Raw genomic sequence first — 12762 nt, 5'->3', positions numbered from 1 at the left:
TGTACTTATAGGGAAGCTTGCTTCGTACTGACGTAGTTTCTTCTGATAACCTCTCCAGCAGCTATCGGATAGCTGTTTTCATGTTCAACTACAATTTTTCCATTTACAATGACATAGTACATCCCAATAGGACGTTGAATAGGATTATCATAGGTTGCTGTATCATTTATTTCCTCTTCATCAAAAATGACAATATCTGCCTTTAAGTTTTTTCTAATAATACCTCTATCACTTAGACCAATAATTCTTGCGGGTTGCGATGTCATTCTTCTAATCATGTCCTCCAATGGCAAAACACCTTTTTCACGGACAAACCTACCTAACACTCTAGGAAAAGTACCGTATGCTCGTGGGTGAGGTTGACCTCCAAGTAGACCATCACTACCAAGTGTTCCCGCTGGATGAGCCATGATTTTTGCAACAGAATCTTCATCCATAACAAAATCAATCATGCCAATTGCATTTTGTTCCTCTAATATTAAATCCAGTGCAATGTCTGCGGAATCATCTCCACTTAACATGTTAGTAATTTCTTTAATGTTTTTTCCTATTAATCTCTCATTTTTAGATGAATTTAAAGAGGTTATAACAATACCATCCCAGCCTGCCCAGGCAGACATGCTATCCCAGCCCTTTATACCTGTTTCCATTTCTATTTTCATTCGCTCTCGATCATCTTTATTCTCTAATCGTTTTAGTAAAGCGTCTGTACCTCCATCATGAGCCCAAGGTGGAAGAATAGCGCTTAGCATCGTACTACCAGCTGTATAGGGATACTGATCAAAAGTGACTTCAATTCCTTCTTCTCTTGCCTGGTCAATAATTGAAAGTACGTCATCAGTTTTATGCCAGTTCAATTTTCCGCAATTTTTCAAATGAGAAAAATGTAAATGGGCACCTGTCTCTCTCATAATTTGAACTAATTCAGCCATCGACTCTAATATTTCATCCCCTTCACTACGTTGGTGGATGACAAGAGGAACTCCATATTCTGCTATGACAGAACATAATGCTCTCAATTCCTTACGATCTGAGAAGCAACAGGGTGGATAAATTAGTCCAGTTGAAAGACCGCACGCTCCTTGATTTAATGACTTCCTTAACACATTCTGCATTTGTTCTATTTCTTGGTCGGTGGCAACTCGATTATCTAGTCCCATAACTTCCATTCTGATATTTCCATGAGGTGCAAGTAATGCTAGATTGTAACTAGGTTTATTCGCTTCTATTTTTGATAAATAACTATCGACATCATTCCAGTCCCAATCTATTTCTGGTTCCCCATCTAAACCTGCTAGATTTTTCCGCCATACATCCACATATTGAGGAGGAAGTGGTGTAGCTGCAATCCCATCTTGACCTAGTAGGTCCGTTGTAATCCCCTGACGGACTTTAGCTTCTATGAATGGTTTTTCTAAAATAAACAGATCTGAATGGGTATGCATGTCAATGAATCCTGGGGAAACAATTTTACCTGATGCATCGATTTCTTTTTCTGCTTGCGCTTCAATTTTTCCTATTTCTACAATTTCATTTCCATTAATCGCTATATCTCCATAAAACCAGGGTGAACCTGTTCCATCTAAAATCTTTCCATTTTTAATTAATAAATTATACATAAATACACTCCCATAATAACTGAATATTCCGTCTTTTCATCACATTAAACTTCTTACGATTGATCGACTTTAATATTGAGTTGGAGAACCGACTTCATAATACTGTAATATCCTTTCATTGCTCCATGTAACTGATCAATTTCAATATACTCATTATCAATGTGTGCGAGTGCCTCATAAGAGGGACCGAATCCAATAGTTTTGATACCAGCTTCCCCAGCATAATGACTTCCATTGGTACAGAAGGAATAATGACCGATATTAGAATGAATTCCAATCTCTCGTAATCCATTTATTACCCCTTGAACAAATGGATCATTGTCATCAATTATCCATCCTGGAAAGAAGCGTTCTTCCTTAATTACTTCTCCGGTATAACACACCTCACTCCCCAAAGCATAAGAGATTTTGATATTATCTTTAGCACAATGTAATTGATTAATAGCTTCTTGAATTGGTCTTAAGACTGATTCTTTCGTTTCCCCAACGAGTAAACGTCTGTCATAGGTTACCCTACAATAGTCTGGTACTACAGAAGCACCTGGATATGGGGATGACTTAATATCGGTTAGTTCTAATAGCCCTAGGCCAAGAACGTCATGCTTTTTGTTTTCACTTTGTTTGATCTTTTGGATTATATCAGTCATTTGATAAACGGCATTTAATCCTTTTTCCGGATTAGAAGAATGAGACCTTTTTCCAAATGTTTCAATGACAATTTCTGCCCGACCTCTTTGGCCCCGATTGACGTTCAAATTAGTAGATTCCCCGATTACGACATAGTCTGGTTTTATCAATTGACTAATTTTTCGAGAAGCGACCCCTTCAAAGCACTCTTCATGTACACCACAGGCGACATACAAGTTACCTGCAAAGTTCTTGTCTAAATCTTTTGCGAAATACGAAGCTGACGAGATCATAGCACTGACAGCGCCTTTCATATCCGAAGCGCCGCGACCATAAATCTTGTTTTGGGTAACTTCTCCACTAAACGGGTCAATATCCCATTTTTCTTGGTCAACTGGGACTGTGTCGACATGACCATCAAACAATAGATTCGGACCAGGATAATTCCCTCGGATTTCTCCAATGACATTTCCAAAATCATCGCAATAAACCTTGTCATATCCAAGTTGTTCAAACACTTGACGAATGTAATTCATCACGTCTTTTTCTTGTCCTGAATAACTTTGATGCTGAATTAAATTCTTACAAAGCTCTATCACATATGCATTCCTTTCTTCTGTTATAATACTTATCCGCTCCTTTCTAATTAGATACTACCTTGATTGATATGATGGGTGGGCTCCCTCCCAGACGATTTGCTTATATTTCACTGCATCTGTATCACCCTCCGTATTAATAAGTAAAATATGTGAATCTGAATCTAGGTCGAGTTCTTCTTTTACCTTTACTAGATTCGGATCACTTAATAGTTTATAAAGTAATCCCATTGGGACAGCACCTGATTCACCTGAGATAATGCGCTCATCCTTATCTAGCGGATTTCCCAATATTCTCATCCCTGTTGCGGCGACATCATCGGAGCAAGAAACGGCAATGTCAGCATAGTTCCTAATAATTTCCCATGACACTTTGTTTGGTACTCCGCATGCTAGCCCTGCCATAATTGTGTCCATATCTCCAGTCACCGCTACTGCCTCTCCTTTCCCTGCTAAAAAGGAACGGTAGAAACAATTTGCTTGATCAGGTTCAACGATAACTATTTTCGGACTGGTTTCTTTATAATTTGAAATAACGCTTCCTATAATGGCAGATGCAAAGGATCCTACCCCTGCTTGTAAGAATAGATGCGTCGGTTTTTTTGATTCCGATTGATTAATTACCTCCGTAGCAATAGCTGAATAACCTTGCATTATCCATTTAGGTATTTCTTCATAACCCTCCCAGGCAGTATCTTGTATAACCACCCACCCGTTTTCCTTAGCGGAATTAGCTACATATTCCACTGTTTTATCATAATTCCAGTCAGTGATATACCCTTCAGCGCCACAGTCATGAATATGCTGTAAACGTCTAGATGACGACCCCTTTGGCATGTGGATGACAGCTTGGTGCCCAAGCTGTTGAGCTGCCCATGCAACCCCTCTTCCATGATTTCCATCTGTAGCAGAAACAAAGGTAAGTGTTCCAAGACTTTCTTTTACACTAGGAGATTTTAATTTATCAAATGTTAGCTGTTCATCAGGAATACCTAATTGATTGCCAATATACTTTGCTATTGCATATAGGCCACCTAAAACTTTAAATGCATTTAAGTTGTAGCGTTGGGACTCATCTTTTACAGAAATCTGCTTTACTCCCAAATAATTAGAAAGTGCAGATAAGGTTGTTAAAGGTGTTTCCTTGTATTTCAAATAACTTTTATGAAACTGTAATACCTTGTTGCTTTCTTCTGTACTTAAAAAGGATAGATCACTCATACTTCCTGCCCTTTTATGAGCGTTTTTCTTCCAATAAATTTGATTCATTTAAATTCCCCCCTCCTCTATCACTTAGTCATTAAGTCTCTTACTGATAGTAGTAATATTTCATAAAGTAATTTTGGCCTTCCTTTTCCTCCAATATGCTCTTCTCCAATTTGAATAGCTAAGCCTTTATCGACAAGAAGTTTTAATGTCCTTCTAGTATTTCGGGGTGTTTGGTTTAGTTCATCCGCTAATTCCTCAGCAGTTAGTTCATTTTTCCCCAGTTTTTCCAGAGCTCGATTTATTCTTTTCAATACCATAGATGAGATGCTGTACTGTTCAGCCAGTTCCTGAATATAATCGTCATTCGTTCGAAAGCTTTTGTTTTCGTTTTTAAACAAATTTAATAGGTTACTGTCATCTTTAATTAAAAAGCATTGGTCTCCAACCATATTTACCGAGTATTCAATCGCCTTTCTTGCATTCCTACCAGCTATTTGTGCTGTTTTGCCATACCCTAAACCAATATGAATATCTTTATCAAACACTTTCTTCAGGCCACTAAACACCATTTGTAAGAAGTTTAAGTCATTCAATTCCAACATTCCTCTTGTTGTATAAAACACAAATTCCATCCGATTCAAAGGAAAGATATCAGCATGTAATTCCTTGGCATACAACATCAGTTGGCGGTGTAATTCCAGATGGACTGTTTGGATTTCATATTCTGAACGCTCTTCATTAACAGGAATTTTAATGTATCCTACTGCTATTTGTGATTTTTTAAAGTAAAGCGACCTAATTTCTAAAATAGCTCTTTGGATTCCTTCACGAATCGCGGACTCAGTAGCAAGAACTAATGTGGATGGAATCCCCTTCTCTTTTAATAGCTGATGGGTTGAAAAGACTGAAGTAATGGCACTCTTTGTTTGACCAGAATTATAAAGCTGTTCATGAAACTCTAAAAATTCTTTACCGTTGCCATTGAAATTTGGATAAACGTGTACTTCCGAAATAGGAATATTTAAATCTCGGTATATCTTTTTGATTGTTTCTTCAGAAATAACATCAACACTAATTTTTTCTATGGGAAGCTTTTGATTGTAAATGACATTAAGTAACCCTTTATAAAAGGCTGCTCCATCATAAGAAATGTGTGTCGTCGGTATTATTATACGTGGGTCTAATTTCACCATGCTGTATGGCACTGGACCACCAAATAAAATAATATCCTCTCTAACTTGTGCACCCATTACTAGTTCATAGGCTTCTTCCTCTGATTCATAAAAATAATAGGTGAGTTCAACTTCCGTAAATTCCTTCGCAACCGAATCAAGGGTTGAATTTAATTCTTTATTACCTACAAATCCAATTCTAGTTTTCATTCTTCACCTCGATTTAAGGATATTTCCTTATATGTCCTTAATTGATGTTATGAATAATTTATCAAATTATTCTAACATGCACCAGATTATTGTAATATGTTCTGACATACTTTTTTTGTTAGAGCGCGTGTTTGTAAATTCCCGCTATCTAGAAACATATTAGTTTTGTTGTTCATACAATCAGACCTTGGCTAGTGGGACTTAAGTGAGATTGGTTACAGGCGATTGATCGAAAGCTCAAACCAAGATGATTCTGCGATAGACCCTTCCATGTAAATGATCTAACCGATTTTTGTCCGGCTTCATTCATAACCTACTGCTAAAATAGAAGCAGATAGAAAGTATCGTAATCAATCCATTCATTCGTTGAAAAAAAGTCATAAGTATTGACTATTTTCGGAAGAATTGACGATCGACTACATGCAAGCTTGGATTTTAAGTATTAATTTTTCTCACATGATGCCTTTATAATTAGATGGATCGACCAAGGTATAGGGTCAGAGTATATGTGTGAAATCAGCTATATGACTTTGAAGATTTAGGTCAACAATGCGGTCAGGTGGAAAATTGCAATACCGTAATTACCCAAGCAAATGAACCTAGGCCCAACGTGTTATTCGATGCTCTTCGGCAGGAATGAGGCTCATTATTCCATTACCGATGTCGGAAAATACTGTCGTAACGCCTTTGCCTGGTTTCGTGATTCGTGAAAATCGAGCCATAATGGATATGCAAGGCATTTAAGCAAATGTCCTTTATAAAAATGGAAGGAATTCCTTTTTCTGTTTTACTTTTACGGACTTCTATAAGCCTCTTCACCATAACTCCAAACTTCATTGTCGGCACCACTTTGACACATGCGCTGTTCCATTCAATTCCATATCGGCCTATTGCGTTAAATATTCCTGCTGTTAATGGCATTAATTCATATCACGCTTCCACTACTACGTCCAGTAATAATGGTAGTACTATGATGGGTTCTGATATAGGAATATTTAACCAAATGTTATAAAGGATAACCATGTATAAGAAAAAAGGATATTTTCACTATTTTCTTGACTATACGAATACCAATTGACGATCCGACATAAGTAATGATGAGGAGCAGTTTATAATAGTCTTTAAGGATAGTAAAAGGTTAAGCGGAAGAGTGTTAAGACATACAGAGATTTAGTTGAAGGTGGATAAATGAAAACCTATTTCCTAATTTTCTTACTCATACAGTCAATCTATTAGTAAGGAGAAATTGATTGCTTACTAATATACAGATGTAGTATGCCAGATATTATTTTCTAAAAACCCACGGTTTATTTTCATAACTTTTGATTGAGTGAATGGTGAATTTCGAAAAACTTTCTGGAGGTAATCAAATGTGGGGAGGAGTCGTAGTAGCAGCCTTGGTTGGGCTTGTGTCTTATCTTGGTAAAGAAAAATCGAAAGAGAAAGATAATCAAGCGGAGATCGGTGCGGAAAAAATTGAAGATGGATATTATTGGTGGAATGCTGGTGATTTAAATGATAATGAAAATTGGATTAGGTTGGGTCCGGTTGATCCAATTTACTATGTCAATCTTACAAGTGATGAAAACTTTGAAAAATATCATATCAACATCGAGAATGAACTTTATAATGATCCTGACCCAGACACGTATTACTCATGCCATAGTGCATCTCAGGTAGAACAAATTGTCACGTTATTAAAGAAACAATATCAGCCTTTTGGAATCGTGACAATTGATCAAAATTATGATGCCATTTTAAAAAAGATTAAGTATTGAAAGAAAAGTAGAGTAGTAGATATTGGTATCAGTTTTTATTAAAATTCTGCACCGAATCAGAAAATGAGAAATCATTATTTTTTATAGCGTTACCTTCTGTAATTCCTTCTATTCTATTAAACAGATGAAATGGCATAAATTTCTGACGCCTCTAATTAAGTTATATTTTTTTAATATAGAAAATTGTCGCTGGAGGGCTATCATGGAAAATCAATTTAATGTGATCAATAACTCAAAAAGATGTTATGCATGTGGTGTAACAGTTACAGTGGATGCTAATTATTGTAGTGAGTGCATAGACCAAATTACAGCAAGGAAATTTGGAAAAGGTAAAAACGATGCTGTAATCAAAGGTAGTTATCGCTATTGCCTAACGAGAGTATTGGATAACAAAAATAATAAAAGAGTTGTATTCTGGATGTTAAACCCAAGTACAGCTGATGAAAATAAGAATGATCAAACATTAAAGCGGTGCATCTATTTTGCCAAGCGCGAAAACTGTGGAATCTTAGAAGTTGTCAATCTGTTTGCTTATATAGCAACCGATCCAAATAAATTAAAAAAGATATCTAGAGAAGAAGCAATAGGTGAAGAAAATTTAAAGTATATAACTCACGCTTTAGAGGCAGCAAGTATTATAATTGTTGCTTGGGGGAAAAATGGAACCATTAAAAAAGGATATAAAGAACCAGTGGTTACTCGTTTATTGGAGGTGTTTTCAAAGAAAACTTACTGTTTTGGTAAAACCAAGGATGGACATCCAAGACACCCATTAGTAATAAGAAATGATCAACCTCTTGTAAACTTTAATAATCAAACCCCAATGTCAGATATCTTAACAGAAGTATAAATATAGAGTAATATAGTAAATGATAATAATTTTTTAACGTAGCTATTCGTTGACAGATATCAGTTCATTTTCTTTTTTTGCCACAAATTTAAAACTTTACTATAACCGATACAGAAATATTTAATACTGTAAAATACCTTAAGTGGATTCTGGTGTCAGCCACTAGGAAACATTGGCTATATTCTTAATTCTGTCTTTAACAGTGAAGATAGAGAAGCATGAGGGTGATCAGATGCCGGTGAGTATATAATGGTTGTAACTGACAGCTACCTAGTACGATACGATGCTGTAGCGGTTCAAGAAGAAATAAAGAAAAGTAAATATAGATGATAATTTATCCACCGAGTAAGTGTCTGATTTTTTATACGACAACTTGGTGGGTTATTTTTAATGTATTTTTAAAGAGATTCAAAGGTAGCACTAATAGTTTGATATAATTAAAAAAGATTTATGAAAAGTATTGGATATTTTTAATTACACTCTGTGAAAAGACATCTTGATAATAGAGCAATAGGAGTAGATAGGTATGGGTATTGGATTCTTTGAAAGTGTTAAAATGGGTTTTGATTTACTTTGGTCTATGTTAACCGCTGACCCTTTAGTAACAATCAGTATAATAGTATTTTTTGGCGGTTTACTAATCCTTGCATTGATAGTTAATATGCTAAGGGAACTAAGGCTGAGAAAGTCAGGTATTTTAGAAATTGATAAAATGCCAGGAAGAAAGTTTGAAGAGTATCTCAAACCCTTGTTGAAAGCTAGAGGTTACTATGTGCAATTAACACCAGCAAGTGGAGACTACGGAGCGGACCTTATCTTATCAACAAAAGGTAAGAAAATTATAGTCCAAGCAAAAAGATATAAGAAAAATGTTGGAATAAAAGCTATACAAGAAATAGTTTCAGCTAAAAGTTATTACAAAGCGGATGAATGTTGGGTGATTACGAATAGGTTTTTTACTGAACAAGGTAAAATATTAGCAGCTTCAAATCAAGTTAGGTTGGTTGATCGTAAGCAGCTAATGAAATGGATACTGAAGGAAAACAAAGGTGTATAGTTGTAAGAAGGTAATTAGTGGGGAACCCTATGGCGAGTAAGAAACTGACTATTGAAGAAATGCACCTACTAGCGTTGTCACCGCCCGTAAATTTTAAAAATGTGTCGAATGATGTTTTGCAATAATCTTCTTTATGGACATAACGGTGTAAGGTAGTGAGACTAAGTGGAATGAAAATCTATCCGCTAAAATAAGGTGCAAATTCCCTTTCGTACAATCTGTAGTTACAGACCAATAGTAGGCGAAAATTAAAACTTGCATGGGTTTAAATACAAAGAAAATGCATTTGGAATAACGCTTGTAAAAAGAGAAGCATGAGAACTATTAGCACCGATAAAACATGTGAATAAATTGTACAACTTTTCCTTAATAATATATAATAAGGAAATATGTCCTTATTTAAATCCAAAAACACTTTTTAACGTTAAAAAGTTGAAAGGAATGTTTGATTGCACATAATAAACAAATTGTAAGCGGCAGCTAGGAATATCAAAACTATACGAGGAGCTAAAAAAATGAAAAAATTAACTTTGATTTTATTTTTAACAATCGGCGCGATCTTATTGGGCGCTTGTGGAGCAGAAGAAAACGACGAAGATAATAAGGGTGCAGAAAATGGCGATACAAAAAATGACACAGTGATTACCATTGGTAATGCGCCATACGATTACGAAACTCCACCAATCGAAATAACGAAACTTATTGCTGAAGAACATGGGTACGAGGTTGAAGTGATGGAGGGCGACGTTGCCTTCATGTTTTTATCTTTGACACAAAATGATGTAGACATTTGGCCTGGTATTTGGCCTGAGATTCACCGAACATACTTAGATAAGTTTGAAGGTGAGTTTGAAATGGGCGCTACGATATATGATGAGGCACCAACTGGATGGGCAGTACCAACATATGTCGAAGCAGACACAATTGGTGAATTAGTAGGTAACGAAGATATGGTAAATGGTAAATTAGTTGGTTTTGAACCTGGATCTGGTATGATGCTTACTACTGAAGAGGTTGTAGAAGCTCATGGGTTAGACCTTGAAGTTGTTTCTGGTACAATGGCATCAATGATGGCGGAAGTGGATTATGCCATCAGTCAGGAAGAACCAATTCTATTCTTGGGCTGGCGTCCACATACCATGTTCAGAAATTATGATCTTAAAATTCTTGAAGATGAAAAAGGTATTTGGGGTGTAGATAGTCAAGCATGGGGCGTAAGTAATGACTTTCAGGATAAAGCACCAGAGATCTACAACTTCGTTACTAATTTTGAGATGAGTATCGAAGAAGTTGAAAAGTACCTCTACAATAATCAGGATGAGGGCAAAGATGTGGAAGAATTAGCTCAACAATGGATTGATGATAACCGCTCAGATATCGATGCTTGGTTAGAAGCAGAGTAAAAAGTAAGGGTGACATAAATGTCGATAATAAAAGTTGAAAATCTATACAAAGTCTTTGGCAAAGATCCAAAACGAGCAATTGAAATGGTCAATAAAGGGTATAAAAAAGATGAAATCATGGCAAAAACCGGTACAACGATTGGTATCAATAATGTATCATTCGAAGTTGAACCGGGGGAATCCTTTGTTGTAATGGGCCTATCTGGGAGCGGAAAGTCTACACTTATCCGCTGCCTTAATCGCCTGATAGAACCTACCTTGGGTTCTATCTCCATTAACGATAAAGATATTACTAAGATGGATAAAAAAGAACTTAGCGAGCTACGCAAGAAAAGTGTTAGTATGGTTTTCCAAAACTTTGCCATCTTTCCACATTATACGGTGTTGGAAAACGCATCATACGGACTAAAGGTAATGGGTGTTGTCAAAGAAGAGAGAGAACAAAAGGCTCTAGAATCCCTTGAAGCAGTTGGTTTAAAAGGCTGGGAAAATTATTATCCTTCTAAATTAAGTGGTGGTATGCAACAACGTGTTGGACTTGCACGTGCATTAGCTACAGATCCTGATATTCTTCTGATGGATGAGGCCTTTAGTGCGCTTGATCCTTTAATCAGAAAAGACATGCAATCAGAACTATTAGAGCTTCAAGATAAACTTCAAAAAACAATTATCTTTATTACACATGATTTAGATGAAGCACTTAGATTAGGCGATCGTATCGCTCTTATGAAAGATGGAGAGATCGTTCAAATTGGTACACCTGAGGAAATTATGATGTCCCCAGCTACTGAATATGTTGAAAAGTTTGTTGCAGATGTCGACAGATCGAGGGTCCTAACTGCAGAAATGATTATGAAAAAAACGGCAACCGTTATCCATTATCCAAAAGATGGCCCACGTGTGGCGTTGCACAGAATGAAAGAAAATGATATTTCAAGTATTTTTACAGTGGATAAACAGAACCGATTGATTGGAATTGTGATGGCGGAAGATGCTTTAACAGCTATTGAAAATAATGAAACAAGCCTTGATTCTATCATTCAAAAGGATATTCCAACAGCATTACCGGATACACCATTAAAGGAAATGTTTGCACTGATGACTGGTAAAAATTTACCACTTGCAGTTGTAGATGAAAATTCCAAATTTAAAGGCATTGTTGTACGTGGAACTGTAATGGCAAAGCTTGCTGAGGGAGGTATTGCCAATGATTGATTTTTTCATACCATTAGAAGATTGGATTAACATAGGGTTTGAAAAAGTAAGCTATTATCTCAGTCCATTCCTACGGGCTGCAAGTGAATTTCTAGGAGTCATTATTGATGGTTTTGAAGATCTATTGCTTTGGCCACCTGAAATTGTCATTATGATTCTAGTTGCACTACTCGTATGGATATTGGCTAGTTACCGTTTGGCTATCTTTGCATTTGTAGGACTCTTGATCACATTCGGTTTAGATATATGGGAACCTACCATGTCTACGGTTGCTTTAGCCTTATCCGGGACCGCGGTTTCCCTACTGGTTGGGGTACCGTTAGGAATTTTTGCTTCACAAAGTAATGTAGTAGAACGAATTCTGAGGCCTATTTTGGACTTTATGCAAACACTACCTAGTTTTGTGTATCTCATTCCTGCAGTCATGTTTTTTGGAATGGGTAAGGTATCTGCTTTAGTTGCGATCATGATTTTTGCAATGCCTCCTGCCGTCCGACTAACTACTTTAGGTATTCGTGAAGTATCAGGTGAGATGGTAGAAGCAGCGAGAGCATTTGGATCTGGACGATGGCAAACATTGAAAGATGTTCAACTACCTCTTGCAATACCAACCATTATGGCTGGGGTTAATCAATGTATCATGATGGCACTTGCCATGACCGTTATTGCTTCCATGATTGGTGGAGGTGGTCTTGGAAACGTCGTGTTACGCTCCATGCAGACACTTAACATTGGAATGGGGGCTGTCGGAGGTTTAGGAATCGTTATTCTAGCTATTTTACTAGACCGTCTGACAGAAACTTTATCTAAAAAGGTGAAAAAAGATTAAACGATATGGGTACCAGGTACCGCAAAAAGACAAAGAGTTGACTTGTTCATAGTAGATTGACGTTGTTAATGGGAATAGAAAGAGTATTTTGTGGTTAACCATTTCCAAATGGAAAACAGCTTATCATACAAGTTAAAGGAAGCGACCGAGAAAGAGGAAGAAAATAGTGGCAACAAGCAACCACCGAGTTAGCATCT

Annotated in this window: 10 protein-coding genes; 6 read left to right on the top strand and 4 right to left on the bottom strand. The window is 36.6% G+C overall.

Features of this window, described 5'->3' with window-relative positions; genetic code table 11:
* Positions 1-5: 5 nt before the first annotated feature.
* Genes LD272_RS08200 through LD272_RS08185 form a run of 4 tightly spaced genes read right to left on the bottom strand, consistent with a single transcriptional unit; the run spans position 6 to position 5433 of the window.
* Positions 6-1619, bottom strand: a complete 1614-nt coding sequence (locus LD272_RS08200; RefSeq protein WP_226036124.1) for an N-acyl-D-amino-acid deacylase family protein — start codon at positions 1617-1619, stop codon at positions 6-8.
* A 53-nt stretch (positions 1620-1672) separates the two neighbouring features.
* Positions 1673-2872, bottom strand: a complete 1200-nt coding sequence (locus tag LD272_RS08195; protein WP_369413951.1) for a YgeY family selenium metabolism-linked hydrolase — start codon at positions 2870-2872, stop codon at positions 1673-1675.
* A gap of 27 nt (positions 2873-2899) precedes the next feature.
* Positions 2900-4111, bottom strand: coding sequence for a diaminopropionate ammonia-lyase (gene dpaL / locus LD272_RS08190; RefSeq protein WP_226036123.1), 1212 nt, complete (start codon positions 4109-4111; stop codon positions 2900-2902).
* A 20-nt stretch (positions 4112-4131) separates the two neighbouring features.
* A complete protein-coding gene (locus LD272_RS08185; RefSeq protein WP_226036122.1) occupies positions 4132-5433 on the bottom strand; it encodes a helix-turn-helix domain-containing protein in 1302 nt (433 codons plus the stop codon).
* 1370 nt (positions 5434-6803) lie between these two features.
* Here LD272_RS08185 and LD272_RS08180 point away from each other — a divergent pair.
* The 6 genes from LD272_RS08180 to LD272_RS08155 all read left to right on the top strand — a co-directional run bounded on the left by LD272_RS08180 (position 6804) and on the right by LD272_RS08155 (position 12565).
* Positions 6804-7211 carry a hypothetical protein gene (locus LD272_RS08180; RefSeq protein ID WP_226036121.1) on the top strand — a complete coding sequence of 136 codons (408 nt, stop codon included), beginning with the start codon at positions 6804-6806 and terminating at the stop codon, positions 7209-7211.
* Between the two features lie 202 nt (positions 7212-7413).
* The gene (locus LD272_RS08175) at positions 7414-8061 is read left to right on the top strand and encodes a DUF1643 domain-containing protein (RefSeq protein WP_226036120.1); all 648 of its coding nucleotides are present in this window, start codon (positions 7414-7416) and stop codon (positions 8059-8061) included.
* Positions 8062-8587: 526 nt separating this feature from the next.
* Positions 8588-9118, top strand: a complete 531-nt coding sequence (locus tag LD272_RS08170; RefSeq protein WP_226036119.1) for a restriction endonuclease — start codon at positions 8588-8590, stop codon at positions 9116-9118.
* Between the two features lie 515 nt (positions 9119-9633).
* Positions 9634-10521, top strand: coding sequence for a glycine betaine ABC transporter substrate-binding protein (locus LD272_RS08165; RefSeq protein ID WP_226036118.1), 888 nt, complete (start codon positions 9634-9636; stop codon positions 10519-10521).
* Between the two features lie 18 nt (positions 10522-10539).
* Positions 10540-11736, top strand: a complete 1197-nt coding sequence (locus tag LD272_RS08160) for a quaternary amine ABC transporter ATP-binding protein (RefSeq protein WP_226036117.1) — start codon at positions 10540-10542, stop codon at positions 11734-11736.
* Entirely contained in the window at positions 11729-12565 is an 837-nt protein-coding gene (locus LD272_RS08155; RefSeq protein WP_226036116.1) for an ABC transporter permease, read from the top strand. The genes LD272_RS08160 and LD272_RS08155 overlap by 8 nt, the downstream gene beginning before the upstream one ends.
* Positions 12566-12762: the final 197 nt, after the last annotated feature.

The sequence above is a fragment of the Aquibacillus saliphilus genome (genome assembly GCF_020404745.1).
GTDB lineage: Bacteria > Bacillota > Bacilli > Bacillales > Amphibacillaceae > Aquibacillus > Aquibacillus saliphilus.
The sequence above is the reverse complement of the archived record's forward strand: the minus strand, read 5'-3'. Positions and strand labels throughout refer to the sequence as shown.

Coding starts and splice junctions, on each gene's coding strand:
- LD272_RS08200 (WP_226036124.1), bottom strand. CDS start 1,619: ATGTATAATTTATTAATTAAAAATGGAAAGATTTTAGATGGAACAGGT.
- dpaL (WP_226036123.1), bottom strand. CDS start 4,111: ATGAATCAAATTTATTGGAAGAAAAACGCTCATAAAAGGGCAGGAAGT.
- LD272_RS08185 (WP_226036122.1), bottom strand. CDS start 5,433: ATGAAAACTAGAATTGGATTTGTAGGTAATAAAGAATTAAATTCAACC.
- LD272_RS08180 (WP_226036121.1), top strand. CDS start 6,804: ATGTGGGGAGGAGTCGTAGTAGCAGCCTTGGTTGGGCTTGTGTCTTAT.
- LD272_RS08175 (WP_226036120.1), top strand. CDS start 7,414: ATGGAAAATCAATTTAATGTGATCAATAACTCAAAAAGATGTTATGCA.
- LD272_RS08170 (WP_226036119.1), top strand. CDS start 8,588: ATGGGTATTGGATTCTTTGAAAGTGTTAAAATGGGTTTTGATTTACTT.
- LD272_RS08165 (WP_226036118.1), top strand. CDS start 9,634: ATGAAAAAATTAACTTTGATTTTATTTTTAACAATCGGCGCGATCTTA.
- LD272_RS08160 (WP_226036117.1), top strand. CDS start 10,540: ATGTCGATAATAAAAGTTGAAAATCTATACAAAGTCTTTGGCAAAGAT.
- LD272_RS08155 (WP_226036116.1), top strand. CDS start 11,729: ATGATTGATTTTTTCATACCATTAGAAGATTGGATTAACATAGGGTTT.